This window comes from Asanoa ferruginea, from assembly GCF_003387075.1.
Classification (GTDB): Bacteria; Actinomycetota; Actinomycetes; order Mycobacteriales; family Micromonosporaceae; genus Asanoa; species Asanoa ferruginea.
The window spans coordinates 5,240,471-5,264,026 of sequence record NZ_QUMQ01000001.1 but is presented as its reverse complement, the minus strand read 5'-3'; the positions used below and the strand labels follow the sequence as shown (position 1 = coordinate 5,264,026).

Here is a 23,556-nt window from a genome sequence, read left to right as displayed (position 1 = left end):
GGCGGTGCAGGTCAGAAGCCGAGGTAGGCGTGGCGCAAGCGGTCGTCGGCGAGCAGTTGGTCGGCGTCGGCGGACAAGACGATCCGGCCGAGCGACATCACCACCCCCCGGTCGGCGATGGACAGCGCGCCGCGCACGTTCTGCTCGACCAGCAACACGGTCAGCCCGGTGGTGTCGCGGAGCTGCTTGAGCAGCGCCATGATCTGCGCGGTCACCTTGGGTGCGAGGCCGAGCGAGGGCTCGTCGAGCAGCAGCAGGGTGGGCCGGGCGACCAGCGCCCGGCCGAGGGCGAGCATCTGCCGCTCGCCGCCGGAGAGCTGGTGGCCGAGGTGGTTGCGCCGGCGCGCCAGCGGCTCGAACAGCTCGTAGACCTCGGCGGTCGCCTTCTTCGCGTCGGCCTTGTCGCTGCGCCACAGCCCGCCGAGCCGCAGGTTCTCGTCGACGGTCAGCTCGGCGACCACACCGCGCCCTTCGGGCACGTGTGCGATCCCACGGCGGACGAGTTGCTCGACCTTGACGGCCCGCAGGTCGGCGCCGCTGAACAGGATGCGGCCACCGCTCGGCCTGACCAGGCCGGTGATCGTGCGCAGCAACGTCGTCTTGCCCGCGCCGTTGGCGCCGAGCACGGCCGTGATCGTGCCGGCCGGCACGGTGAGGTCGACGTCGCGCAGCACCGGCACGGCACCGTAGCCAGCGTTGACCTTGTCGACGACCAGCACGTCGGCTTCGCTCACGACTGCACCTCCGCACCGAGGTAGGCCTCGGCCACGGCCGGGTTGTCGCGGATCTCGCCGGGGGTGCCGGAGGCGACGACGCGACCGAAGTCGAGGACCACGATCTGGTCGCAGACCTTCATCACCAGGTCCATGTGGTGCTCGACGAGCATCACCGAGCAGCCGGCGGACGCCCGTGCCGGCAGGTCGACGATCAAGGCCGCGAGCTCGTCGACGTCGTCGCCGCCGAGGCCGCCGGCCGGCTCGTCGAGCAGCAGCAGGCGTGGGCGGGCGACCAGCGCGCGGGCCAGCGCGACCCGCTTGCCGACCGCGTAGGGCAGCGTGTCGGGCCAGGCCCGCGCGTGCTCGGCGACGCCCAACTCGTCGAGCAGGGTCATCGCCTCGTCGCGCAACCGGCGCTCGTCGCGGTCGCTGCGCGGCAGCCCGAGCATCGCCGACACCAGGCCCGCGCGGGCGCTGTGTGTCGCGCCGGCCATCACGTTTTCCAGCACGGTGAGGCCGCGGAACAGGCCGACACCCTGGAGCGTGCGGGCGATGCCCTGGGAGGCGAGCCGGTGCGGGCGGGGCCGCAGCGGCGAACCTTCGAAGAGGACAGCACCCGCGTTGGGCTCGACGAACCCGCAGACCACGTTGAACAGGGTCGTCTTGCCTGCCCCGTTGGGCCCGATGACCCCGACGACGGTGCCCGCCGCGGCGGCCAGCGAGACGTCTTCGAGCGCGACCAGACCACCGAAGCTGACCCCGACGCCGCGCAGCTCAAGGACGGTTCCGCCGGTGGGTTGCGACGTCATGTTCACCTCCCACCAGCAGCGACGCTCAGCTATTTACACTGGGAGTGTACTTTTCTCGCGAGCGTCGTCAATGCCCTCGTTGCAGGGTCGTTACAAGAGGGTGTACGGCCGGGTCGCGGCGGCCGGAAAGAGATCGATAAGCATAACGCTCTTAGTCGTGCAACCGACTGATCCGTGGCACCGGCGCCGGCGCTGCCTACCTTGGCGGGCACATAGGACGGAGGACGCCATGCGATTGATCAGGTTCGCCGCGCTCGCCACGGTCGTCGTGCTGGCCGGGTGTGCCGACACCACGTCGGGCGACCCAGCGGCACCGGCCCCGGCGGCGCCCAGCGCGCCGGCAGCGAGCGCGACCGCGCCCGCGGCCACCGCGGCTCCCGCCTCGCCCGCGGCCGGCTGCGGGTTCCACCGCATCGAAGACGCCACGGCGGTGCTGAACGCGCCGATGAACCCCGAGCCGCGCACCAGCGAGGTCGAGCCCGGCGCCAAGGACACCAAGTTCCTGTCGTGCGTCTATTGGACCGCCGACGGCACCCGCTACGCCAACGTCGGCCACCGCGAGGCGCTGACGGCGGCCGGCGCGGCCGACAACAAGTCGCAGTTCAGCAACCAGCGGACCGCCGACGCCGTGGGCATCCCCGGCCTCGGCGACGACGCCTACTGGGACACGCCCAACGGCCAGATCCTGGTGCTGGTCGGCGACGACCTGCTGCTCATCTCCACGGGCGTCAAGGACGCGCCGCAGACCGGGCGCAGCCAGCCCGACACCACGAAGCTGGCCACGCTGGTGGTGTCGCACCTCTGAACGAAGGCCGCGTGAATGCCTAGCTGACCACGAAGAACCGCTCCCAGGAGCCGATCGCGGTGCGGTTGGCGATCAGCGGTGCGGCGCCGGACTTGTCGGCGGTCACGTATTTGTTGTTGGCGTTGGCGCGCAGGCTGATCGTGCCGTCGGCGTTGGTGACGACCGTGAACTTCTCCCAGGCGCCGATCGTGGTGCGGTTGGCGATCAGCGGCTGGGTGCCGGCCTTCTCGGCGGTCACGTAGCGGCCGGTGAGCCGGGAGCGGAAGGCGACCAGCCCGCCACCGGCGTCGATCCGGTCATACTGCTCCCCCGGCCCGATCTCGGCACGGTTGGCGGTCAACGCGCTCGCCGCGTTGACGTAGCGGAGGTTGGCGTTGGCCAGCAGGCTGATCAGCGGCGGCGGCCGGACGGCGCGGAACTTCTCCCAGGGGCCGATCGCCGTGCGGTTGGCGATCAGCGCGGCGGCGCCGGCCTTCTCGGCCGTCACGAACCTGTTGTTGGCGTTGGCGCGCAGGCTGATCGTGCCGTCGGCGTTGGTGACGATCGCGAACTTCTCCCAGGCGCCCACCGCCGTGCGGTTGGCGATCAGCGGCGCCGCGCCGGCCTTGTCGGCGGTGACGAAGCGACCGTTGACGCGGGCCCGCAACGCGACGAACCCGCCGCCCACGTCGATCTGGTCGAACTGCTCCCACGGCCCGATCGCGGTGCGGTTGGCGATCAGCGGTGCGGCACCGGCACTGGCCGCGGTGACATACCGGTTGTTGATGGTCGCCTGGAGGCTGGTCGCCGGGCCCCCGACCAACCGGGCCAGCGCCGGGTAGTCGCCCTTGAACACGTCGAGGTCGGGTGAGGACCAGTCGGAGCCGGGGATGGCGGTGCCGGCGGCGTGCTGCCAGATGGCGAACGACGGCCAGCCGGCCGGCAGCGGTGGCGGGTTCTGCGAATAGTTGGCGAGGAACAGCGGGTTGGCGGCGAACCGGGTGCTGCTGGCCGTGCACGGGTTCCACCAGTTGGTGTTGGTGTAGATCATGGCCTGGCGCCCGGTGCGCACGGCGATCTCGGTGACGAACTCCTGGACCCAGGCCACCAGTTGGGCCGGCGTCATGTTGTAGCAGTCGCCCAGGCCCCAGTCGGCCCGCGGCCACTCGATGTCGAGCATGGGCGGCAGGCTGAGCCCGTCGGCCGCGTAGGGCGCCAGGTCGAGCAGCACGTCGGCCTGCTGCTTGCCGCTGCTGAGGCCGGGCCGGGCGCGGTGGTAGGCACCGGCGTAGACACCGTTGGCCCGCGCGCCGGCCCAGTTGGTGGCGAAGAACGGATCCGGGTTGTTGTTGGACAGGGGCCGCCCGTCCTGCTCGCTGACCCGGATGTAGGCGAACTTCGTGCCGCCGCGGGCCAGCGCGGCCCAGTCGAGCGCCGGACCCTGGAAATAGGACACGTCGACGCCGCGGATGGCATAGCCGGGTGGTGGCGGCAGCGCCTGTGCCGGCGCCGCGACCATGGTCAGACCCGCCGCTGCCAGGGTCACACCCAGCAGCACCGCCACACCCCTGCGTGCCATGGCTACCTCATCGCTAGGCGGTCGAATACCAATGCTGGTCGCGCCAGAACTGGCCGACCGCGTCGTCGCAGGTGGTCACGATGACCCGCGACTCGCCCGAGCCGCGTGCGGCCAGACAAAGACCGGAGTTGTTGTTGAAGTATTGGTAGGTGCTGGTGTTGGCGTCGTAGACCGCCGTCCAGACCTGGTCTTCGTAGGACCCGCAGCCCGTCGCGACCACCGCGGTCTCGCCGCTGCCGCGGGCCACCAGACACAGCCCGAGGGCGACGTTCTTGATCTGGGTGCGCTGTAGGTAGCCGGGCAACAGCCAGTGCTGGTCGGCCCAGTAGGCCGGGACAGTGAAGTCACAGGTGGTCTGGACCACCGGCCGCTCGCCACTGCCCGCCCGGGCAGCCATGCAGAGCAGCGAGTTGCTGTTGCGGAAGCCGTAGGAGTTGGCCGCGCTCGCGGCGCTGGCCGGCACCAACGTGCCGATCACGGTCGCCACCAGCACGCCGGCGGCAATGAGACCCCGTATTCTCACTGCGATTCCTCTTTCACCATGGAGGAGCGTCAATAGTCAGTCTCGACCCCGGCCGGCGCGCCGGGGCATCGGCCGACCGGACGCTCATCTATTCAGGCGGCCCAGTCGGGGCGGCGGCCGAGAAACTTCAGCAGCGCGGCGGCGTCGGTGTCGGTGGGCTCCGGCGCGATCGCCGGTGCGAAGGCGAAGGCGCGCAGCGGCTCGACCATCTCCAGCGCGACCTTCATCAGGCTCGCGGCGAGCTCGTCGGTCAGTGGCGACGGCTGCCCGGTGGCGACGGCGATGTCCCACGCGTGCACGGCGGCATCCAGGGCTGCGGCACCGGAGCCGACCCAGGTGGGCAGCGGGCCCAGCGGCAGCGGGGTCAGCGCGGTCTCGACGTCTTTGCCGACCGTCGCCCAGGCGGCGGCCGCCGCGTTGAGGGTCGGGTTGAGGAAGTCCATCGGGTCCTCGGTGAGGCGGCCGGACGGTGCGAACGGGTTCTCGGTCGGGCCGCCCTCCCCGGTGATCGCCGCGGCGTAGCCGAGCTGGTCGCCGGCCGCGTGCTGGAGCACCTGGGTGACGGTCCACTCCGCGCACGGGGTTGGCCGGTCCCAGTCGCCGGCGGAGACGCCCGCGACCGTCGCGCGCAGCACCCGGTGCGCCTCGTCCATGACGTCCCAGCCGCTGATGGTGATGTTGCTGTTCATGACCGACTCCTTGGTCTCGCATTCGGAACGGAGTGCCCCGTTCCGTTCTAACCACAACTCTAACGGAACGGATCCTTCCGTTCAAGAGGCAACCTCGGATCAGCCGAAGATCGGCAGCAACGCGGTCAAGCTGTCGATCGTGTGGGTGGCGGTCAGGTGCGCCGGCAGAGGGCGGCCCTCGCGCCGGAGGAAGGCCGTGTGGATGCCCAGCGCGCCGGCACCGGCGACGTCACACTCCGGAGAGTCACCGACATGGATGACGTGGGAGGGTGCCAGGTCGAGCCGGCGCAGGGCGAGCAGGAACGGCTCCGGGCGCGGCTTGTAGGCCCGGGCGTCCTCACTGGTGACGACACCGTCCACTGTGATCCGGTGGTGGTCGAGCGCGGCCATCAGACTGTCGCGGTCCGCGTCGGAGACCAGGCAGACCGGCACGTCGAGGGCGGCCAGGAACGGCAGGCTGTCGGGGAACAGCGACGGGTGTGGACGGGGTCGGGACAGCTCGCGCGCGTCCACGCGTACCCCGAAATGGGTCGCTGTCTCATTGAGACTGTCGCGGTTGAGGTCGGCCAACGGGCGGAAGTCTGTGCCGTGCGCATGGTCGGCCATCGCCCAGAGCCGGGTGGACCACTCGGCGGCCACAACATCGGGCTCGACACCGGCGAGACCGGCGATCAGGGCGGCGGCCTCGGCCTCCCAGGCACCGTCGTCACGCAGGAGCGTGCCATAGACGTCCAGCAGCACGGCCCGATACACGCGGGTGATGCTAGATCATTGCCGCTCGTGTGCGGCGGCGACGGCCTCCGGGCGGTTGAGCCGGGCGCCCGCGGCGTGCACGCGCTCGAACGTGGGCTCGCCGAGCGCCTCGCGAAGCCGGTTGGCCAGCTCGGTCTCGCGGGCCCGGAGCGACGGATAGACCCGCAGCCCGGCCCGCCGGCGCAGCCCGTCGGCCGCGCCCAACAGCAGCGCCGCGCGTTCGGGCTGACTATCCACGACGGACAGTTGAGCGAACATGGCCAGGCACAGCGTCACGAGCTGGGTGCTGTAGGCGGCCAGGCTCAGCTCGAGGCCCTCGTCGAACAGCGCCCGGGCGTCGGCCGGGCGACCGCGCACCAGGGCCAGGGTGCCCAGCAGCACCTGGGAGGTGGCCGCCAGCCAGGCGTTGTCGAGCTCGAACCCGAGGTTGTTGGCGATGGTCAGGTGCTCGTGCGCCTCGTCGAGATCGCCGGTGGTGGTCTCCAGCGAGCCGGCGGTCAGGAAGGCCGAGGCGCTGCCGAGCGGTTCGTCCTGGCCACGGAACTCCTCGATCGCCGCCAGGGCCTCGCGCAGCGCGCCGGGCACGTCGCCGACCATCGTCGAGGTCCACGCCATGGCGAGCTGGGTCGCCGCGTGCAGATAGGGCTCCTCGATGCCGGGCAGCAGCGGTTCGAGCCGCTCGCGGGCGGCCAGCGCGGCCGGGTCGTCACCGGTTTCCCGGGCGGTGACCGTGGCCGTCCACAACAGCTCGGCCTGCGCGTGCGGGTCGAACGAGTCGACGGCGGGCAGCAACTGGTCGACCCAGGTGCGGACCTCGGCCAGATGGTCCCGCTGCGACCAGAACGGCCACAGCACCCGATACAGGTGCGGCAACGGGGTGAGATCGTTGGCCAGATACCACTCCACCGCGACGGCCAGGTTGCTCGCCTCGGTCTGCAACCGCTCGACCCACTCGCGCTGACCCATGCCGCGCAGCGGCCGGTCGGCCTGCCGGGCCAGCGCCTGGTAGTGGTCGGCGTGCCGGTGCCGGATGGCGGTGACGTCGGGATGGGCCGCCAGCCGCTCGGCGACATAGGTGCGAACGGTCTCCAGCATCCGGCAGCGCAGGCCCAGACCGGTGTGCTCGAGCTGGATCAGGCTGTGCCGGGCCAGCGCGTCGGTCAGGTCGAGCGTCTCGTTCTCGTCGAGACCGGCGACATCGGCCGCGGCGTCGATGGTCCAGCCGTCGACGAACACGGCCGCGGTCTCCAGCAGCGACCGCTCGGGCGCTTCGAGCAGGTCGACGCTCCACTCCACCGTGTCGCGCAACGTGCGTTGCCGGGCCGGCAGGTCTCGGGCGCCGGAGCCGAGCGCGTCCAGCGAGGTGGTCAGCCGGGCCAACAAGGCAGCAGGATCGAGCAATCGGGTACGCGCGGCGGCGAGCTCGATCGCCAGCGGCAGGCCTTCCAACCGGCGACAGATCCGCACCACGGCCGCGGCGTTGTCGTCGGTGAGGGCGAAGTTGTAGTGCACCGCGCGGGCCCGGTCGACGAACAACGCCACCGCCGGGTTCGCCCTCAGCTCCTCGATCGGCAGCTCGGTGGCCGCGGCGGGCAGCGGCAGCGGCGGCACCGGGTATTCGCGCTCGGCCCGCAGATCCAGCACCGTGCGGCTGGTGGCCAGGATCGTGACACCCGGGCACCCGGCGAGCAGCTCGCCGAGCTCACCGGCCGCACTGACCACCTGCTCCAGATTGTCGAGCACCAGCAGCCACTGTTCGTCGCCGAGCTGACCGGCCAGCGCGTGCAACGGCGCCACCGCCCCGGCCAGGTCGGCACCGACGTTGCGGGCGATCGCGGCCATCACCTGGTCGGGCTCGGTCAGCCCGGCCAGCGGCACGAACACCACCCGAGCGGAGAAGCGCTCGTGCAACCGCTCGGCCGCGGCGACCGCCAGCCGGGTCTTGCCAACGCCGCCCGTCCCGGTCAGCGTCACCAGCCGCGCGTCGGGCCGCCCCAGCAGGCCGGCCACCTCGTCGATGGCCCGCTCCCGCCCGACCAGCGAGGTCCGCCCGACCGGCAACGGATTCGGCCCCGTGCCGCCCGCGACGGTGGGCCGGGTGGCGGCGAACCGCTCGCTCAACAGCACGGCGAGGTCGTCGCGGACCAGCCGGCTCAGCTCGGCGCCGTCGCGGAAGTAGCGGAACGAGGTCGAGCCTTCCCCGCCGATGCGGTCAAGCAGCTGGTCGAGCCGCGCCTCGCGCTCGGCGGCCGCGTCCTTGACGTAGACCAGCCGCGGCAGTGCCCCCGCCAGCTCGAACTCGTCTTCCAGGCCCGAGACCGCCATGCCGGGCGCCAGCCATCCGTACTGCTTCCAGTAAAGGCCGATGAAGATGTCGCTCTGTTCGAGATAGGCGCGGTAGACCGCCTGCGGCGGGTGCGGGCGGGCACCCTGCTCGAACATCACCGGGGTCAGCCGCAGATCCCCGATGGCCTGCGCCACCACCACCCGCTCGTCGGCCAGTTCGCGCAGCGTCGAGCTGACGAAAACCCGCAACCGCTGATCCGGAGTCCGGATCATCGGCTCGAACCGCTCCTCCGCAAGCCCCACATCCCCAGTCTCGTGCGTGCGCACCGCCGCGCGCCGAGGTTCGGCGATGCCGAGCATTGGGGCCGCTGCGACCGGGGTGACGCCAGAGGCCCCAGTCAGCGGCTGACGGCGGTTTGCTGGTCGATGCGGGACAGCTTTTCCGGGTTGCGGACCGCGTAGATGCCGGTGACCAGGCCGTCGCCGACGCGGACGACGAGGACCGTGTCGATGTCGCCATCGACCCGGAAGACCAGGGCCGGGTGGCCGTTGACCTGGGTCTGCTCCAGCGAACCCATGGTCGCGATCCGGCTCAGGCCGGCGGCCAGCAGGCGGGAGACCTTGTGGGCGCCGGTGACCGGAACCAGCACGGCCTGCACGACGCCGCCGCCGTCACCGAGGAAGACGACGTCGGGCGCGAGGATGTCGACCAGGTGTTGCAGGTCGCCGGTCGCGCTGGCGCGTTGGAACGCCTCCAGCGCGTCGCGGGTCTGTGCCTGCGTGACCTCGCCGCGGGGGCGGCGCGCGGCGACGTGGGCGCGGGCCCGGTGGGCGATCTGGCGGACGGCGGCCGGTGTCTTGTCGACGGCCGCGGCGATCTCGTCGTATTCCAGGTCGAACACGTCGCGCAGCACGAAGACCGCGCGTTCGGTCGGGGTCAGCGTCTCCAGCACCAGCAGCATGGCCATCGAGACGCTGTCGGCCAACTCGATGTCGTCGGCCACGTCGGGTGCGGTCAGCAGCGGCTCGGGCAGCCACGGGCCGACGTAGGACTCCTTGCGGCGGCGCAGCGTGCGCAGCCGGATCAGCGCCTGACGGGTGGTGATCCGGACCAGGTAGGCGCGCTCGTCGCGGATCGAGGGAAGGTCGACACCGACCCACTTGAGCCAGGTCTCCTGCAGCACGTCTTCCGCGTCGGCGGCGGAGCCGAGCATCTCGTAGGCGACCGTGAAGAGCAGGTTGCGGTGTGCGACGAACGCCTCGGTCGCCGAGTCGGTCGTGCCTTCGCTCATGGCTGGCTCCTGCCTCTCCGCTTCCGACGCTGCCACACACGAGATGCCGCCGCACCTCGGTTTGTGACACGGGCCGGCGGTGGCCCGCGTCACTGTCACAGGGATCGACCGGCCGGCATCTGAATGTCGATACGACGCCGCCCGGACCAAGGAGCCTGATCATGAACGTCGCGTTATGGATCGCCGCCGGACTGCTGGCCGCCGTACTCCTGGTCAGCACCTCGAAGATGTTCGTGCCCCGAGAGAAGATCGCCACTTTCGGTCGCGCCGCGGAGTGGGTGCTCGACTTCAGCCCCGGCGCGCTGCGAGCCATCGGATCCCTCGAGATCCTGGCCGCGGCGGGGTTGATCCTGCCGGCCGCGCTCGACATCGCGCCGGTCCTCGTGCCGGTGACCGCCACCTGCGTGGCGGCGCTGTTCACCGGGGCGGTGATCATGCGGTTGCGCCGGGGCGAGCGGGCGACGATCGCGGCCGACCTGATCTATCTCGCCGTCGCCGTGTTCGTCGCCTGGGGTCGGTTCGGGCCGGAGGCGTTCGGCTGACCCTTACCGGAAGGTAAGCCCGGCCTGTCCCGTCGGTCCGGAAAGCTCACCTCCCGGCCATATCGTCGGCCATCGACCAGACGCCATATTGGTGCACATGAGGAAGTTGCTGCGGTTACTGGTCGTCTCGACGGCGACCGGGCTGGCCCTGGCCGGCTGTGTCACCCCGTCCGGCGGTGGCGGGGGAACCGATCCCGCACCGTCGGAGAGCCAAGCGCCCGCGGCGGTGACCGAGATCCAGATCAACAAGTCCTACTGGTACGCCGGCTTCAAGGTCACCCTGGGCACGGCGCGGGTGGTCGACGCGTCCGCCGGCGGCGGGAAGAGCGTGACGATCGAGGGCGTCTTCCAAAACCTGAGCACGGAGTACGAGCGGGAGCCGACCGAAGACGCGTTGGTGACCGTCGGCGACCGCAGCTACGCCGCGGTCGACCGCCCGCTGCTCGACCTGGCCGAGGTGCCGGCACAGCGCAGCCAGCACGGCACCTACGCGTTCGAGGTCGACGAGCATTTCGTGCTTCCCGAGGCCGTCCTGATCGTCGGGAAACCGGCCAACCGGCAGGCGACGATCCCGTTCAGCGGCCCCGACGGGCTGGTCGCGCTGGAGCCCGAGCCGGTGCCGGTCACCGGTAAGGTGCTGGCGTCGAAGTCGGGCGGTGTCTTCATGACCGTCTCGGCGGTCGAGGTGCGGTCCGACGAGCCCTACCTACACGGCCAGGCGCCGGCCGGTCAGGAGTTTCTCCGGCTGACCTTCTCGGCCACCAACAACACCGATGCCGGCTTCGCCTGGGTGTTCGACCGCGACCTGCACCTCAAGATGCCCGACGGCACCTCGCTCGGCACCGCCGACAACTGCAGCCGGGCGCAGATCTACCCACCGCCACACGGCAAGGTGGACGGAGGGCTCGCCTGCTTCCTGGTGCCCGCGCCGGCCAACGGCACCTACCTGCTCTCCTGGTTCCGGTATGAAAAGGGCGGGCTGCGCGTACCAGTGCATTGACGGTCGTAGAATGCGGCCGATGACGCTGGACGCCGGCCGCGGTGACGCAACGCACGGGACCGGCGCGCAGGCGCCGGTCCTGCTGCCGGGCGACCCGCGGCAGGTGGGCGGGGTGCGGCTGCTCGGGCGGCTCGGCCAGGGCGGCATGGGCGTCGTGTTCCTCGGCGAAAACCCCGACGGGCGCCGGGTGTGCGTCAAGCTCATCCGGGCGGAATACGCGCTGGATCCCCGCTTCCTGGCCCGATTCGCGGCCGAGGCCGAGGCGGCCCGCCGGGTCGCGCGCTTCTGCACGGCGCAGGTGCTCGGTGCCGGCACCGACGGCGACCGGGCCTACCTGGTCACCGAGTTCATCGAAGGTCCCACGCTGACCGCCGCGCTGGCCGCGGACGGGCCGATGCACGGGTCCACACTCGACAGTCTCGCGATCGGCATCGCGGCCGCGCTCAACGGCATCCACGCCGCGGGAGTCGTGCACCGCGACCTCAAGCCGAGCAACGTGCTGCTGTCGCGGGTCGGCCCGAAGGTGATCGACTTCGGCATCGCCCGGGCGCTGGACGCACTGGAACGGCTCACCGAGTCGGGCAACGTCGTCGGGACGCCGTCCTACATGGCGCCGGAACAGTTCCGCGGCACGACCACCACGGCGACCGACATCTTCAGCTGGGGTGCGGTCGTCACGTTCGCCGCGGCCGGCCGGCCGCCGTTCGGCACCGGCGCGGCCTACCAGCTCATGCATCGCATCCTGGCCGAACCACCGGAGCTGGGCACCCTCGACCGCCCGCTGCGCGACCTCGTCACCCGGGCGCTCGACAAGGAGCCCGACCGGCGCCCGACCGCCCGCGAGCTGCTCCTCGCCCTCGTCGGCGATGCCGGTGACCCGATCGACGCCAGCTCGCGCATCCTGTCGACACGGTGGACGGCGCCCGCGGTGACCCGGCTCGATGACAGCGGGGTCGCCGGGCCGCTGCTCGACCGCCCGCTGGTCGAACCCGCTCCGGCCCGGTCGTGGCAGCGACGGGTGCTGCTGGCGATCGCCGCCGTCGCGCTGGTCGCCGTCGCGATCGCGCTGGTCGTGAAGGGCGCCGGCGACGGCAGTGGGCAACCTGGCGCCGGTGCGTCGGTTTCCAGCGGGACGTCGGCCGGGCGCGCACCGTCTTCGGCGCCCGCTTCGCCGACTCCGGCGCGGAACGACGCTCGGGTGATCACCATCGGCGAACGGATCCCGCCCGAAGGCCTCGCGTCGCTGGGTGTGGGCGAGGTGCGCCCCTATCGCCTGCATCTCGACGCCGGCATCGACCTCTACGTCAGCGGTGAGAGCTGCGCCGATCCCGTCCGCTGGCAGCTCTACCACCCCGTGCGCGGCCTCGTCGCCTCCAACAACCTGTGCCAGCAGCAGGGCCCCTATACCCTCACCCCCGGCGACTACGAGTTGCGCGTCGGCTCCCCCGGCGTCGACGGCAAATACGCCGTGACGCTCACCGGCCGATGACCGCCTACCTGGAGATGTGGGGCGCCGCGGGCGCGTCGATGATCCCGCTCGACGGCGACCGGATCACGTTGGGCAGCGCCGACTCCAACGACCTAGCCGTGCCCACCGACCGCCGCCTGTCCCGCCTGCACGCGGTCTTCGAGCGCTATCCGGCCGGCTGGTGCGTGCGCGACCTCGGCTCCCGCAACGGAACCTTCGTCAACGGCCAACGGATCTGGCAGGAACACGCGCTGACCGACGGCGACGAGGTCCGCGCCGGCACGTCGCGCTTCGTGCTGCGCTCCGGCCGCGTGCCCGCCGGCCAGCCGACCGAGGCCGGCGCACCGCCGCCCGACCTCACGGCCCGCGAACGCGACGTCCTCGTGCAGTTGTGCCGCCCGCTGCTGGCCGGCGCGATGTTCACCGAGCCGGCCTCCAGCCGGGAGATCGCGGCCGCACTCGTGGTCACCGAGGCCGCGGTCAAACAGCACCTGTTGCGCCTCTACGAGAAGTTCGACATCCCCGGCGAGGGCGAACGACGCCGGGTGCGGCTGGCCAACGAGGCGATGACCCGCGGCGCCATCACCCGCGCCGACCTCCGCTAGCTATCCGAACGTGGCGGCGACGATCGACTCGAGCACCGACCGGCGGGCGGCGGCGTCGCCGCCGTAGACGAGCAGGTAGTCGGAGTCGCCCGACGGGGACCAGGCCCGCAGGTGTGCCGCGTCGGTTGCGGTGTCGTCGGTGACGAGCAGCCGGGTGCCGTCGTTGAGCAGGCCCGGCCGCAACTCGACAACGCCGCCCGGGAGCCCGAACGGGTCCACGGGCTGGCGCACCCAGACGAGCCCGGCGACCGGAGCGCCGGCGGCCGCCGAGTAGGACGTCCGCTCGGTGCCGGCCGGCAGGCGAAACGCCGGGCCGGGAGTGACGCCGGTGGGTCGCAGGTAATCCGGCAACCCGGCGAGGCCGATGGTTCGCGGCGCCGGGTGCCCGAGCACGCTCGGCGTCGGCGCACCGACCACGGCGGCACCGCCGCCGTCGCAGCCGGCGATCGCGACCATCGCCACGGCGGTGACCAGGCAGGACGTCCAGCGCGTCGTTCGCATACCCCTTAGAGTCCTATCGAGCGCCATCGGTTGTCTGGCCGCCGGTCGGCTGCCGGCAACCATCGAAGCGAAGGCTTCCCGGGTATGTCGCCGGTCAATCGTCGTCAGCTTCTGATCACCGCCGTGTCCGCGGGCGCGGCCTCCGTCGTGCTCGATCCCGTGAGCTTCGCGGCCGCCGCCGGGCCTGGCCCGCAGACCCGCACGCTCACCGGCACCATCGCCTACGGTGCCCCCGACTGGGTCTACATCCCGCTCGACATTCCGGGCGGGGTCAACCGCCTGTCCGTCACCTACAGCTACGACCGACCGACCCCGCCACCGGGGACCGAGGGCAACGCGCTCGACATCGGTGTGTTCGACGAGAGCGGCCACGACCTGGGCGAGCGGGCCGGGTTCCGGGGCTGGTCGGGCGGGTTCCGGGACAGCTTCACGATCAGCGCGTCGGACGCCACCCCGGGCTACCTGCCGGGGCCGGTCCGGCGGGGCCGGTGGCACCTCATCCTCGGGCCCTACCGGGTGGTGCCGCAGGGCCTGAAGTGGACGGTCACCGTGACGCTCGAGTTCGGTGCCGACGGGCCGCCGTTCGTGCCCAACCACTCGCCGGACCACGCCGCCGGTCGGGGCAAAGCCTGGTATCGCGGCGACATGCACCTGCACACCGTGCACTCCGACGGCCGCCGCCAGCCGGCTGAGGTCGCCGCCGGTGCCCGGGCCGCCAAACTGGATTTCATCGTCTCGACCGACCACAACACGTCGAGCGCGGCCGGCGTCTGGGGCGCGTACGCCGGACCCGATCTTCTGATCATCAATGGTGAGGAGATCACCACCCGCAACGGTCACTACACCGCGCTCGGCCTGCCTCCGGGCACCTGGATCGACTGGCGCTACCGGGCCGCCGACGGTGCGCTCGACCGCTTCGTGCGCGACATCCACAAGGCCGGCGCGCTGGCCGTCGCGGCGCACCCGCTGGCACCGTGCGTCGGCTGCGGCTGGAAGTTCGGCTTCGAGGGGCTCGACGCCGTCGAGGTGTGGAACGGTCCGTGGACGCTCGACGACGAGGCGGTCCTCGGCAACTGGGACAACCTGCTGGTCGCCGCCGGCCGCAGCGACCGGTGGATCCCGGCGGTCGGCAACAGCGACGCGCACAGCGAGCCGCAGGTGATCGGGCTCCCGCAGACGGTCGTGCACGCCGACGGCCTCGACCGGCGGTCGATCCTGTCGGGCGTACGCGCCGGACGGTCCTGGATCGCCGAGTCCGCCGCGGTCGACCTGAGCTTCGAGGTGGCCACCGTCAGCGGCCGCCGCGCCGGCATCGGCGAGCGGCTCGACGTCGCCGAGGACACCGCGGTGACCGCCACCCTGACCGTTAACGGTGCGCCCGGCTGCGTCGCCCGCTTCGTCACCGATCAGGGGCAGCGGCTGGTCATGCCGCTGCCCGCCAGCGGCGAGGCCACCGTGTCGTGGACCACGACGCCGCGCAACTCCCGCTACGTACGCGCGGAGGTTCGTCGCCTCCAGCCCACCGCGACGACCGCGGACACGATGGTCGCCCTGACCAACCCGATCTTCCTCGGCAAGACCCGTTGATCCCGGAGGAACCGTTGTCCGACTTCACCGTCAGCCGCCGCCAGGTGCTCACCACGGCGGCGGCTGCCGCCGGCGCCGTGGTCGTGGCCGGCTCACCCGCCGCCGCGCACAGCTCGCACGACACCGCCGACCCGTTCCCGCTCGGCGTGGCCAGCGGTGACCCCACCGCGTTCAGCGTGATCCTGTGGACCCGCCTCGCGCGCGACCTCTACGCGCCCGAAGGACTGTCCCGCCGCCCGGTCGAGGTCGAGTGGGAGGTCGCCACCGACGAGCGGTTCCGGCATGTCGTGCGCCGAGGCCGGACGCTCGCCCGCCCGGAACTGGCCCACTCGGTGCACGTCGACGCGGTCGGGCTCGCACCGGCACACGACTACTTCTACCGGTTCCGGGCGCTGGGCGAGCTCAGCCCGGTCGGCCGCACCCGCACCGCGCCGGCGCCGTGGGACAACCCGCGCTCGCTGCGCTTCGCGATCGCCAACTGCCAGGACTTCCAGAACGGCTACTGGCCCGCGTACACCGCGATGTCCGAGGAGGACCTGGACCTGGTCGTCCATCTCGGTGACTACATCTACGAGTACGACCCGGACAGCCGCTTCCCCGACCGGGCGCACGTGGCGCCGCAGACGGTGGGGCTCGACCAGCTCCGCACGCTGAGCGACTATCGCAACCGGCACGCGCAATACAAGACCGACCCGGCGCTGCGGGCCACCCACGCCGCGTTCCCGTGGGTGGTCACCTGGGACGACCACGAGACCGAGAACAACTACGCGTCGCTGGTCGACGAGATCGACGACACCGGCGCGAAGCACCAGACGGCGGCGCAGTTCGCGAAGCAGCGGGCCGCGGCCTACCAGGCCTACTACGAGCACATGCCGATCCGGGCCAACCTGAAGCCCGGCAGCCCCGACCTGCGGATCTTCCGCCGGTTCGACTACGGGCGGCTGGTGCGGCTCAACGTGCTCGACACCCGCCAGTACCGCTCCGACCAGCCGGGCGGCATTCCCGGCGACTTCGGCCCGGCCGAGGTCGGCGAGGCCAACACCACGGGCACGCTGACCGGCCGCGACCAGGAGCGCTGGCTGGCCGCCGGGCTGCTCGGCTCGCCGGCCCGGTGGAACGTCGTCGCACAGCAGGTGATGATGAGCCGCACGCTGCTGCCCAACCCGGCCCTGGTCCCGCCGACGATGGCCAACCTCGACCAGTGGGACGGCTACGCGCCGCAGCGGGACCGCCTGCTCGGCCTGCTCGCCGACCACCGGGTGGCCAACCCGGTCGTGCTGGCGGGCGACATCCACTCGACCTGGTTGAGCGAGTTGCACCGCGACTTCGACCGCCCGGACCTCGCGCCGGTCGCCGTCGAGTTCGTCTCGACGTCGATCAGCTCCGACTTCCCCGCCGCCTTCGACGCTCCGGTCAAGGCGGCCAACCCGTTGCTCAACCCGCACGTCAAGTATTTCGACGGGCTCAAGCGCGGCTACCTGCGGTGCTCCGTCGGCCGTGACGCCTGGCGCACCGATGTGCGCACCGTCGATTCGATCGAAACCCGGGATTCGCCGGTACGCACGCAGGCCTCCTTCGCGGTCGCCGCCGGCACGTCCCGGATCGTGGCGGCCTGACGGACGATGGAGATTCCCGGTGCGGTGTGAGAGCGTCAGCGCCTCGCATCGCACCGGAGGTCCACCATCAACCGATCCCCTCGACGTCGCCGGTGGGCGCTGCCGCTGGTCGCCGTCCTGCTCGGCTTGACCGTGCCATGGGCGGTGTCCCGTCCAGGGGCGACTCCAGCGGCATCCTCGGTCGTGCTGCCGTCCCTACCCGACCGGGTCGGCGCGCCACACTGGGGCACCGCGTCGGTGACCTCGTCGCCCGCCGGCCCGGCCGGTGTGGTCTTCGGCGCGCCCACCTGGTGGCTCACCGGCAGCAAGGGCGTGCTGGCCGTGATCGGCGCGGGCCGCGACGATTATCGGGTCACCCAGCACCTCGACGACCACTATCACTTCGCCGGCGAGCAGGCGGTCCTGTCGCCGGACGGCCGGCGGCTGGCCTCGGTCGGTCGCGTCACCGACCTCGAAACCGGCACCTCGCTGCTGCTTCCCGAACTCGGCGCCAGCGTCGTCGTGCCGCAGGCGTGGTCGCCGGATGGTCGTTGGCTGGCCGCCATCGCCTACGACGCGCCGTTGACGCTTCAACCCGACGGCTCCGAGGTGCCAACACCCAGCCGAGCGACGTTGTACGTGCTCGACCCCGGATCGGGCGCGCAGCACCGCATCGCGGATCTCGATCTCGGCAGCGTCCATGATGGATATATGGTCGCGTTCGCACCGGTCGGCGCGCGGCTGGCCTACCAGTCGGCGCGAACCGTCACCGTCGCCACCCTCACCGGAAAGACAGTCAGCCGGTTCGTCGTCGCCGACGGTGACCAGTTGGCCGGCAAGGGTGCCTGGACGCCCGACGCCGAGGGACTCACGCTCGTAGGGCAACGCCGGTGCTGCGCCGGCGACTCCTACCCGTCCCGCTGGCAACTTCGGGTGGTCGACCCGGCCACCGGAGACTCGCGGTCCACGCCCGTGTTGCCCGAACTGGCCGGCCTGGTGGCCGTCCGCCTGCTCGGTTGGGCACCCTCGGGCGAGGCTGTCGTGGCGGCGTTCTATCCCGAGCCGGACATCGCCGTCGTCGGCTTCGAGACCGAAGCGCGGACCCTGTCGCTGTCGCATCTACAGTTCACCGACTACGAGTGGGTCCGCGCGGCCAAGGTGCTCGCCGTCGGGCCGGGCGTCGAGCGAACCCTGCTGTCGGCGCCTGACCAGCAGGTGCTCTCGATCGACGTGGCCGACAGCGTCATCGCGAGCGGTCAGGGCCGGGTGGGCCGTCCGCCGCACGGCATCGGCGGGCTCCTGACCACGTTGCTGGCCGGAGTGGCCGTCGCCCTGGTGAGCGGCGTTGCCGCCCTCGTCGTGCTCGCCCGCCGCCGACGACCGACCCCCTAGCCCGGTCAGCCGCCGGTGGCGCCGGCGATGGCCATGATGGTGAACGTCCGCTTGCGGCGGCGGGTCAGGATCGCGAAGCACGCGGTCAGCGCCACCAGGTCGAGGTTGGCCCAGGGGCCGGTGACCTCGACCTGGAGCCGCGAGGTGAAATAGCCCGCCGGGTGCACCACGATCCGGCTCTGCCCCCGGATGAGCTCGCCCGAGTGCCGGCTCAGCCGCCACTGGGCGGGCTCGCCGGGGCCGGGGACCTGCGTGCCGTTCGGGTGCAGGCGGACAACCGGCCGCTCCCCCGCCCGGGCGACCACGCCCGTGCGGTGGAAGTCGGTGATGTCGACCTGCCAGCGGCCCCAGTCGGTGCTGATCTCGCCGCGGCGCATCGACACGCCCGTGCGCAGCGCGGAATGGCTGCCGTCGAGCACCCAGGCGCCGCGGCGCTTGCGGAGGCTCAGTGACTGAGTGGTGATCATCGCGCACTCTCCCATCGAAGACCAGGAATGACGACCGCGGCCACGATCAGGTGCAGAGCCGCCAGGCCGAGGGTCGCGCCGGCGGTTTCGGCGCCCAGCGGGCCGAGCAGTGAGACGACGAAGATCACCGTCGCCACGATGGTCCAGATCCGCCGGCCGCGGGCGCTCATCCGCTGGAGCAGGGCCAGCAGCCCCCAGGCGGCCAGCGCCACCAGGAGGGAGACGGCGGCCACCGCCGCGGCGCCGACGTGGGTCACGGTGCCGCCGCTGCGGACCGCCAGGTCGACGCCCGCCGCCTCGTGCACGGCGAGGAACACCAGTTCGGCGGCGACCACGGTGGCGCCGACGACGGCCGCGCCGCGTACCCGGGAATGTGCTTTCAGGTCTGTCATGCCGATGAGTTTCGGGGTGGGCGGCGGTGCCCGGCATCGATCCCGGTGCCCGCCGGACTACGACTTTGGTCGGTGGTCGGGCCATGGCCTCGGCATCTAGCCTGGCCGCGTGAGCACCATGACCCTGGACAGGCGGCCGCCACGCGCGATCGCGGTGATCTCCACGATCGCGATCACCGCGCTGATCGGCACGACGCTGTGGGCCACGCTGTCGTCGGGCCCGGTCGGGCCGCGCTGGCTCGACATCGCCATCGCGGTGGCCTCGGCCGTGCTCGTCCCGGTCGCGCTGCGCCGCCCGGTCGCCGGTGGTCTGCTGCTGAGCGCGCTCGTCATCCTGTCGCCGGTCGCGACGCCGGCGGCCACCTTCGCGGCCCTCAACGCGGCCCGGCAGCGCCGGTTCGGACCCGCGCTCACGGTCGCCGTGGCCGGGGTGGTCGGGCACGCCCTGCAAGGCCTGTGGCGGCCGTTCGGTGGGCTGTCCTACGGGTGGTGGCTGCTGCTGATGGCGCTCGCCTACGCCGCTCTGCTCGGCTGGGGCACCTGGGGCCAGGCCCGGGTGGCGCTCATGCAGTCACTGGTCGACCGCGCCCGGCGCGCCGAGGCCGAGCAGGGCCGGCGGGTCAGTGAGGCGCGGCTGGCCGAGCGCACCCTGATCGCCCGCGAGATGCACGACGTGCTCGCCCACCGGTTGTCGCTGCTGGCGACCTATGCCGGCGCGCTCGAATACCGGCCCGACTCGCCACCGGAGCGGCTGGCGGCCGCCGCGGGCATCATCCGCAGCGGCGTGCACCAGGCCCTCGACGAGTTGCGTGAGGTGATCACCGTGCTGCGCGAGGACCCCGCGGATCCGGATGGCCCGGCCGGCCCGGGTCTCGGCGATGTCGGACGGCTGGTCGACGAGGCGCGGGAGGCCGGGCTGGCGGTGGGGTTCGACGACCGGACCGACCATTCGGCGGAGGCGACCGCCGTGGTCGGGCGCACGGCCTACCGGGTCGTGCAGGAGGGGCTGACCAACGCCCGCAAGCACGCCGCGGGCCAGCCGGTGACCGTCACGCTGGCCGGCTCGCCGGGCGGTGAGCTGACCATCGAGCTGCACAACCCGCTCTCCTCCGGCCTGCCGGAGTTGCCCGGCGCCGGGGTGGGGCTGATCGGCCTCACCGAACGCGTCAGCCTGGCCGGCGGCCAGCTCGACCACGAGATCGACGCCGACGGAGAGTTCCGGCTCCGCGCCCGGTTACCGTGGCGCACATGATCAACGGTGTACGCGTCATCGTCGTCGACGACGACCCACTGGTGCGCTCGGCCCTCACGATGATGCTCGACGGCGCGAAGGGCATCACGGTCGTGGCGACCCTGGCCGACGGCGACGAGGTACCCGCGGCCGTCGACCGGCACGGCGTCGACGTGGTGCTGATGGACATCCGCATGCCGCGGGTCAACGGGATCGTGGCCACCCGCCGCCTGCGGGCGCGCCCCCATCCGCCGGAGGTCATCGTGTTGACGACCTTCGACACCGACGACCACGTCGTGCGGGCGTTGCGGGCCGGAGCCAGCGGCTTCCTGCTGAAGGACACCGCGCCGGCGCGGATCGTCGACGCGATCCTGTCGGTCGCGGCCGGCGAGCCCATCCTGTCGCCGGCGGTCACCCGGCGGCTGATGGAGCGGGTGTCGACGGGGGCTGCGGCCTATGAACGGGCCCGCGCCGGGTTGGCGGCGCTCAGCCCGCGGGAGCGGGAGGTCGCCCTGGCGGTCGCGAAGGGGCAGACCAACGCGGAGATCGCGGGTGGGCTCGAGATGAGCGTGGCCACGGTCAAGGCGCACGTCACGCACATCCTCACCAAGCTCGACCTGACCAACCGCACCCAGGTGGCCATGCTCGCCCACGACGCCGGCCTGATCTGATCGGCTCATCGTGCCGCGTGCCTGGCCGCGCGGATGGTGGCCGCGGTCGCGAGCAGGGCGGCCGCGACGCCGGCCAGCGCCGCTGGCGGCGGTCCGGCGCGGTGGCCGTCGACGAGGACCACGCCCATGTAGTCGGCTGCGGCGATCTGGTTGACCACCGCGTACCAGAGGATGACGTAAGTGACCTGGAAGACGCGGTGCGTGCGGGTGGCGACGCCCAGCAGAAGCGCGAGCGACGGGATGAACAGGGCACCGGCCACCCATGCGGCCACGCCGGCCCCGTCAGCCGCGAACGTCATCCGGAGCAGCGGGCCGGCGCCGGTCAACGCGGTGAGCAGCACGCCGGCCGGCCACTCGGCCGCGAGCTGGCGGCGCCGGGCGGGATAGGAGGCGAGCAGCGGCTCCAGGCCGTTCTCGTGCCGTTGGGTGCCCAGCCGCGACCAGATCAGGATCGGCCAGATCCACGCGGCGCACAGCAGCACGCCCGCCGGTAGGCCCGCGTCGAGTGGGATGGCCACGCTCGCGGCGGTGATCGCGGCGATGACCAGCCACCACCAGCGGGAGACGCCCTGCATCAGGATGCGGACCTCGCCGGCGAGCAACCGGACGGTGGCCAGCCGCCGCTGGGCTCTGACCGCCGACAGCTTCGGATAGGGGCGCGGCCGCGGCGGTGCATAGGCCAGCACCGGCATGCCGTCGGCGCCGCGGTCGGCGCCAGCCACCCGGTCAGCGCCAACCACCCGCCCGGCGCCAACCACCCGGTCGGCGCCAGCGACGCGATCCGCGCCAACCACCCGCCCGGCGCCAACCACCCGGTCAGCGCCAGCCACCCGCTCAGCGCCAACCACCCGCTCAGCGCCAGCCACGCGATCGCCGCGCGCGGCGCGGTCCGCCACCGCGCGGCCGCGGGCGGGGTCGAAGCGGCCGAACCAAAGTGCCGGCAGCACCGCCACGCAGGCGGCGAGCACGATCAGCGTCAGCCGGCCAACAAGATAGCCGCCGTCCGGGTGGAAGCCGGACCAGGCGAAGGTGGCCAGCGGATGGTCGACCTGGGTGAAACCGATGCTGAACTCGCCGGCCCGGGACAGATGTTGGGCGGCCACCGCCTGCCGCATGGACGCGGCCACCTCGGCCAGGCCACCGAAAGGCGAACCCGCGCCGGCGATCAGTGCGGTCATCCACACGAAGAACCAGGCGATGTTGCCCAGACCCTTGCGCAGCGCCGGGACCGTCTCGAACACGATCGCGGCGGCTGCGGTCGCTGCCAGCACCGGCAGTGTCAGCACCAGGTAGGGCGCGAGCAGGGCCACCGGGTCGACCGACCGCGACTCGCCGCGGGCGAGTTGGAGGACGAATGCGGTCACCGCGAGGACGCCGGCCATCGAGGCGAGCACCATCAGGTTGCTGATGAACTTGCCGGCCAGGTAGCCGGCGCGGCTCAGGGTCGTGGCGGCCAGGATGTGGCCGACGCGGGTTGTCTCGTCGCGGGCGACCGCGCCCCGCACGACGTAGAACCCGCCGATCATCAGCCAGAGGGCGCCGGCGAGCGCGGTGGCCGTGCCGACGTAGGCGCTGTTGTAGACGCCCCGGTAGCCGCCCGCATTCATGATTACCCAGAGCGAGTCGGCCGGCGGGATCGTCAGCCAGGCCAGCGCGACCGCGGCGGCGAGGATGACCAGGTAGGCGGGGCGCCGGGTGCGTTCGCGGAAGTCGGCGACCGCCAGCGCCGTCAGCGCTCTCATCGCACCGCCATCGGTCGGCTGTGGACGGTGGCGAGATAGGCGTCCTCCAGGTCCGGCTGGGCCGGCACCGCACCCGGGCCGGGTGGTTCCGCCGCCAGCGCGCGGATCCGCACGCCGGCCTCCGTGCGTACCATCCGGCTGACCACATGTCTTTCCCGCAGGCCGGCGAGCGCTGCCGGCGCGACAGTCAGCTCCCACACCTGGCCCCAGGCGTGGTTCAGCAACTCCTGCGGGCTGCCGCGGCTGACCAGCGTCCCGTGCGCCATGATGGCGATGTCGGCGGCCACCGATTCCACATCGGAGACGATATGCGTCGACAGCAGCACCACCCGGTCTGCGGCGAGTTCGCTGAGCAGGTTGCGGAACACCATCCGTTCCTCGGGATCGAGGCCTGCGGTGGGCTCGTCGACGATCAGCAGCTTCGGGTCGGCCAGCAGCGCCTGGGCGATGCCCACCCGGCGCAGCATCCCGCCGGAATAGCGGCCCAACGGCCGCCGGCCCGCACCCGTCAGGTTGAAGATCTCCAGCAGTTCGCTGATCCGGTTGCGGGCCGCCTTGGCCGGCATGCCCTTCACGGCCGCGAGGTAGGAAAGGAACTCCCGGGCGCTCAGGTGCGGGTAGACGCCGAAGTCCTGCGGCAGGTAGCCGAGGTCGCGGCGCAGCGCGTCGGGCCGGGCCACGATGTCGGTGCCGTTCCAGGTGACCTGGCCGCCGGTCGGGCGGGTGATGGTCGCGATGATCCGCATCAGCGACGACTTCCCGGCGCCGTTGGGGCCGAGCAGGCCGAGCACTCCCGTGCCGATGCTCATATTGACGCCGGCGATGGCGCGCTTGCCGCCGCGGTAGGTCTTGCTGACGTCGTTGATCTCCAGCCGCATGGATCCTCCTGAGCGCGGTGATGCCGGTCCTCAGGCAATCACCGGGCGGGTGGG

Annotated in this window: 23 protein-coding genes; 10 read left to right on the top strand and 13 right to left on the bottom strand. The window is 72.1% G+C overall.

The features are described from left to right. Nucleotides 1-11: 11 nt before the first annotated feature. On the bottom strand, nucleotides 12-734 hold the full coding sequence (locus tag DFJ67_RS24745) for an ABC transporter ATP-binding protein (protein WP_116070197.1): 723 nt from the start codon (nucleotides 732-734) through the stop codon (nucleotides 12-14). Continuing rightward, the gene (locus DFJ67_RS24740) at nucleotides 731-1,525 is read right to left on the bottom strand and encodes an ABC transporter ATP-binding protein (RefSeq protein WP_116070196.1); all 795 of its coding nucleotides are present in this window, start codon (nucleotides 1,523-1,525) and stop codon (nucleotides 731-733) included. The genes DFJ67_RS24745 and DFJ67_RS24740 overlap by 4 nt, the downstream gene beginning before the upstream one ends. A 229-nt stretch (nucleotides 1,526-1,754) precedes the next feature. Here DFJ67_RS24740 and DFJ67_RS24735 point away from each other — a divergent pair, with 229 nt between their 5' ends. Continuing rightward, nucleotides 1,755-2,330 carry a hypothetical protein gene (locus tag DFJ67_RS24735; protein ID WP_116070195.1) on the top strand — a complete coding sequence of 192 codons (576 nt, stop codon included), beginning with the start codon at nucleotides 1,755-1,757 and terminating at the stop codon, nucleotides 2,328-2,330. Between the two features lie 19 nt (nucleotides 2,331-2,349). Here DFJ67_RS24735 and DFJ67_RS24730 read toward each other — a convergent pair whose 3' ends face one another. The 6 genes from DFJ67_RS24730 to DFJ67_RS24705 form a co-directional block, all read right to left on the bottom strand. Next, a complete protein-coding gene (locus DFJ67_RS24730; RefSeq protein ID WP_116070194.1) occupies nucleotides 2,350-3,888 on the bottom strand; it encodes a GH25 family lysozyme in 1,539 nt (512 codons plus the stop codon). Nucleotides 3,889-3,901: 13 nt separating this feature from the next. Continuing rightward, nucleotides 3,902-4,411: an RICIN domain-containing protein gene (locus tag DFJ67_RS24725; RefSeq protein WP_147315588.1), complete on the bottom strand. Its 510-nt coding sequence runs from the start codon at nucleotides 4,409-4,411 to the stop codon at nucleotides 3,902-3,904. A 92-nt stretch (nucleotides 4,412-4,503) separates the two neighbouring features. Beyond that, complete coding sequence (locus DFJ67_RS24720) at nucleotides 4,504-5,100, bottom strand: TIGR03086 family metal-binding protein (protein WP_116070192.1); 597 nt, start codon at nucleotides 5,098-5,100, stop codon at nucleotides 4,504-4,506. Nucleotides 5,101-5,199: 99 nt separating this feature from the next. Next, entirely contained in the window at nucleotides 5,200-5,853 is a 654-nt protein-coding gene (locus tag DFJ67_RS24715; RefSeq protein WP_116070191.1) for an HAD family hydrolase, read from the bottom strand. A 15-nt stretch (nucleotides 5,854-5,868) separates the two neighbouring features. Further along, the gene (locus DFJ67_RS24710; RefSeq protein ID WP_170215958.1) at nucleotides 5,869-8,442 is read right to left on the bottom strand and encodes a DUF4062 domain-containing protein; all 2,574 of its coding nucleotides are present in this window, start codon (nucleotides 8,440-8,442) and stop codon (nucleotides 5,869-5,871) included. A 95-nt stretch (nucleotides 8,443-8,537) separates the two neighbouring features. Beyond that, a complete protein-coding gene (locus DFJ67_RS24705; protein ID WP_116070189.1) occupies nucleotides 8,538-9,431 on the bottom strand; it encodes an RNA polymerase sigma-70 factor in 894 nt (297 codons plus the stop codon). 161 nt (nucleotides 9,432-9,592) lie between these two features. Here DFJ67_RS24705 and DFJ67_RS24700 point away from each other — a divergent pair, with 161 nt between their 5' ends. The 4 genes from DFJ67_RS24700 (at nucleotide 9,593) to DFJ67_RS24690 (ending at nucleotide 13,046) form a co-directional block, all read left to right on the top strand. Then, nucleotides 9,593-9,973, top strand: coding sequence for a DoxX family protein (locus tag DFJ67_RS24700; RefSeq protein ID WP_116070188.1), 381 nt, complete (start codon nucleotides 9,593-9,595; stop codon nucleotides 9,971-9,973). Between the two features lie 97 nt (nucleotides 9,974-10,070). Further along, nucleotides 10,071-10,973, top strand: coding sequence for a hypothetical protein (locus tag DFJ67_RS42840; RefSeq protein WP_170215957.1), 903 nt, complete (start codon nucleotides 10,071-10,073; stop codon nucleotides 10,971-10,973). Between the two features lie 19 nt (nucleotides 10,974-10,992). Beyond that, complete coding sequence (locus DFJ67_RS24695) at nucleotides 10,993-12,462, top strand: serine/threonine-protein kinase (protein ID WP_170215956.1); 1,470 nt, start codon at nucleotides 10,993-10,995, stop codon at nucleotides 12,460-12,462. After that, nucleotides 12,459-13,046 carry an FHA domain-containing protein gene (locus tag DFJ67_RS24690; RefSeq protein ID WP_116070186.1) on the top strand — a complete coding sequence of 196 codons (588 nt, stop codon included), beginning with the start codon at nucleotides 12,459-12,461 and terminating at the stop codon, nucleotides 13,044-13,046. The genes DFJ67_RS24695 and DFJ67_RS24690 overlap by 4 nt, the downstream gene beginning before the upstream one ends. On the opposite strand, the gene DFJ67_RS24685 is transcribed toward DFJ67_RS24690, so the two are convergent. Further along, the gene (locus DFJ67_RS24685; RefSeq protein WP_116070185.1) at nucleotides 13,047-13,547 is read right to left on the bottom strand and encodes a hypothetical protein; all 501 of its coding nucleotides are present in this window, start codon (nucleotides 13,545-13,547) and stop codon (nucleotides 13,047-13,049) included. 123 nt (nucleotides 13,548-13,670) lie between these two features. Between DFJ67_RS24685 and DFJ67_RS24680 the strand changes: the two genes are divergently transcribed. The 3 genes from DFJ67_RS24680 to DFJ67_RS24670 all read left to right on the top strand — a co-directional run bounded on the left by DFJ67_RS24680 (nucleotide 13,671) and on the right by DFJ67_RS24670 (nucleotide 18,121). After that, entirely contained in the window at nucleotides 13,671-15,134 is a 1,464-nt protein-coding gene (locus tag DFJ67_RS24680; RefSeq protein ID WP_203783205.1) for a CehA/McbA family metallohydrolase, read from the top strand. 14 nt (nucleotides 15,135-15,148) lie between these two features. Next, nucleotides 15,149-16,750 (top strand): alkaline phosphatase D family protein, encoded by a 1,602-nt coding sequence (locus DFJ67_RS24675; RefSeq protein ID WP_170215955.1) that lies wholly within the window; start codon nucleotides 15,149-15,151, stop codon nucleotides 16,748-16,750. 183 nt (nucleotides 16,751-16,933) lie between these two features. Further along, a complete protein-coding gene (locus tag DFJ67_RS24670; RefSeq protein ID WP_116070183.1) occupies nucleotides 16,934-18,121 on the top strand; it encodes a WD40 repeat domain-containing protein in 1,188 nt (395 codons plus the stop codon). 5 nt (nucleotides 18,122-18,126) lie between these two features. Here the strand turns inward: DFJ67_RS24670 and DFJ67_RS24665 are convergent, their stop codons facing one another. Both DFJ67_RS24665 and DFJ67_RS24660 read right to left on the bottom strand, forming a co-directional pair. Then, nucleotides 18,127-18,588 carry a hypothetical protein gene (locus tag DFJ67_RS24665; RefSeq protein WP_116070182.1) on the bottom strand — a complete coding sequence of 154 codons (462 nt, stop codon included), beginning with the start codon at nucleotides 18,586-18,588 and terminating at the stop codon, nucleotides 18,127-18,129. Further along, nucleotides 18,585-18,980: a DUF6069 family protein gene (locus DFJ67_RS24660; RefSeq protein WP_116070181.1), complete on the bottom strand. Its 396-nt coding sequence runs from the start codon at nucleotides 18,978-18,980 to the stop codon at nucleotides 18,585-18,587. The genes DFJ67_RS24665 and DFJ67_RS24660 overlap by 4 nt, the downstream gene beginning before the upstream one ends. A 118-nt stretch (nucleotides 18,981-19,098) precedes the next feature. On the opposite strand from DFJ67_RS24660, the gene DFJ67_RS24655 reads away from it, so the two are divergent. Together DFJ67_RS24655 and DFJ67_RS24650 are read left to right on the top strand one after the other, a co-directional pair. Then, nucleotides 19,099-20,232: a sensor histidine kinase gene (locus DFJ67_RS24655; protein WP_116076620.1), complete on the top strand. Its 1,134-nt coding sequence runs from the start codon at nucleotides 19,099-19,101 to the stop codon at nucleotides 20,230-20,232. Then, a complete protein-coding gene (locus tag DFJ67_RS24650) occupies nucleotides 20,229-20,882 on the top strand; it encodes a response regulator transcription factor (RefSeq protein WP_116076619.1) in 654 nt (217 codons plus the stop codon). Before DFJ67_RS24655 ends, DFJ67_RS24650 begins: the two co-directional genes overlap by 4 nt. A gap of 5 nt (nucleotides 20,883-20,887) precedes the next feature. Here DFJ67_RS24650 and DFJ67_RS24645 read toward each other — a convergent pair whose 3' ends face one another. Continuing rightward, nucleotides 20,888-22,624 carry an ABC transporter permease gene (locus DFJ67_RS24645; protein ID WP_116070180.1) on the bottom strand — a complete coding sequence of 579 codons (1,737 nt, stop codon included), beginning with the start codon at nucleotides 22,622-22,624 and terminating at the stop codon, nucleotides 20,888-20,890. After that, a complete protein-coding gene (locus DFJ67_RS24640) occupies nucleotides 22,621-23,502 on the bottom strand; it encodes an ABC transporter ATP-binding protein (RefSeq protein WP_116070179.1) in 882 nt (293 codons plus the stop codon). The genes DFJ67_RS24645 and DFJ67_RS24640 overlap by 4 nt, the downstream gene beginning before the upstream one ends. Nucleotides 23,503-23,556: the final 54 nt, after the last annotated feature.

What these genes read in the sequence shown, in the direction of transcription:
- DFJ67_RS24740 (WP_116070196.1), bottom strand. Translation starts at nt 1,525, where the DNA reads ATGACGTCGCAACCCACCGGCGGAACCGTCCTTGAGCTGCGCGGCGTC.
- DFJ67_RS24735 (WP_116070195.1), top strand. Translation starts at nt 1,755, where the DNA reads ATGCGATTGATCAGGTTCGCCGCGCTCGCCACGGTCGTCGTGCTGGCC.
- DFJ67_RS24730 (WP_116070194.1), bottom strand. Translation starts at nt 3,888, where the DNA reads ATGGCACGCAGGGGTGTGGCGGTGCTGCTGGGTGTGACCCTGGCAGCG.
- DFJ67_RS24720 (WP_116070192.1), bottom strand. Translation starts at nt 5,100, where the DNA reads ATGAACAGCAACATCACCATCAGCGGCTGGGACGTCATGGACGAGGCG.
- DFJ67_RS24705 (WP_116070189.1), bottom strand. Translation starts at nt 9,431, where the DNA reads ATGAGCGAAGGCACGACCGACTCGGCGACCGAGGCGTTCGTCGCACAC.
- DFJ67_RS24700 (WP_116070188.1), top strand. Translation starts at nt 9,593, where the DNA reads ATGAACGTCGCGTTATGGATCGCCGCCGGACTGCTGGCCGCCGTACTC.
- DFJ67_RS42840 (WP_170215957.1), top strand. Translation starts at nt 10,071, where the DNA reads ATGAGGAAGTTGCTGCGGTTACTGGTCGTCTCGACGGCGACCGGGCTG.
- DFJ67_RS24695 (WP_170215956.1), top strand. Translation starts at nt 10,993, where the DNA reads ATGACGCTGGACGCCGGCCGCGGTGACGCAACGCACGGGACCGGCGCG.
- DFJ67_RS24690 (WP_116070186.1), top strand. Translation starts at nt 12,459, where the DNA reads ATGACCGCCTACCTGGAGATGTGGGGCGCCGCGGGCGCGTCGATGATC.
- DFJ67_RS24685 (WP_116070185.1), bottom strand. Translation starts at nt 13,547, where the DNA reads ATGCGAACGACGCGCTGGACGTCCTGCCTGGTCACCGCCGTGGCGATG.
- DFJ67_RS24665 (WP_116070182.1), bottom strand. Translation starts at nt 18,588, where the DNA reads ATGATCACCACTCAGTCACTGAGCCTCCGCAAGCGCCGCGGCGCCTGG.
- DFJ67_RS24660 (WP_116070181.1), bottom strand. Translation starts at nt 18,980, where the DNA reads ATGACAGACCTGAAAGCACATTCCCGGGTACGCGGCGCGGCCGTCGTC.
- DFJ67_RS24655 (WP_116076620.1), top strand. Translation starts at nt 19,099, where the DNA reads ATGACCCTGGACAGGCGGCCGCCACGCGCGATCGCGGTGATCTCCACG.
- DFJ67_RS24650 (WP_116076619.1), top strand. Translation starts at nt 20,229, where the DNA reads ATGATCAACGGTGTACGCGTCATCGTCGTCGACGACGACCCACTGGTG.
- DFJ67_RS24645 (WP_116070180.1), bottom strand. Translation starts at nt 22,624, where the DNA reads ATGAGAGCGCTGACGGCGCTGGCGGTCGCCGACTTCCGCGAACGCACC.
- DFJ67_RS24640 (WP_116070179.1), bottom strand. Translation starts at nt 23,502, where the DNA reads ATGCGGCTGGAGATCAACGACGTCAGCAAGACCTACCGCGGCGGCAAG.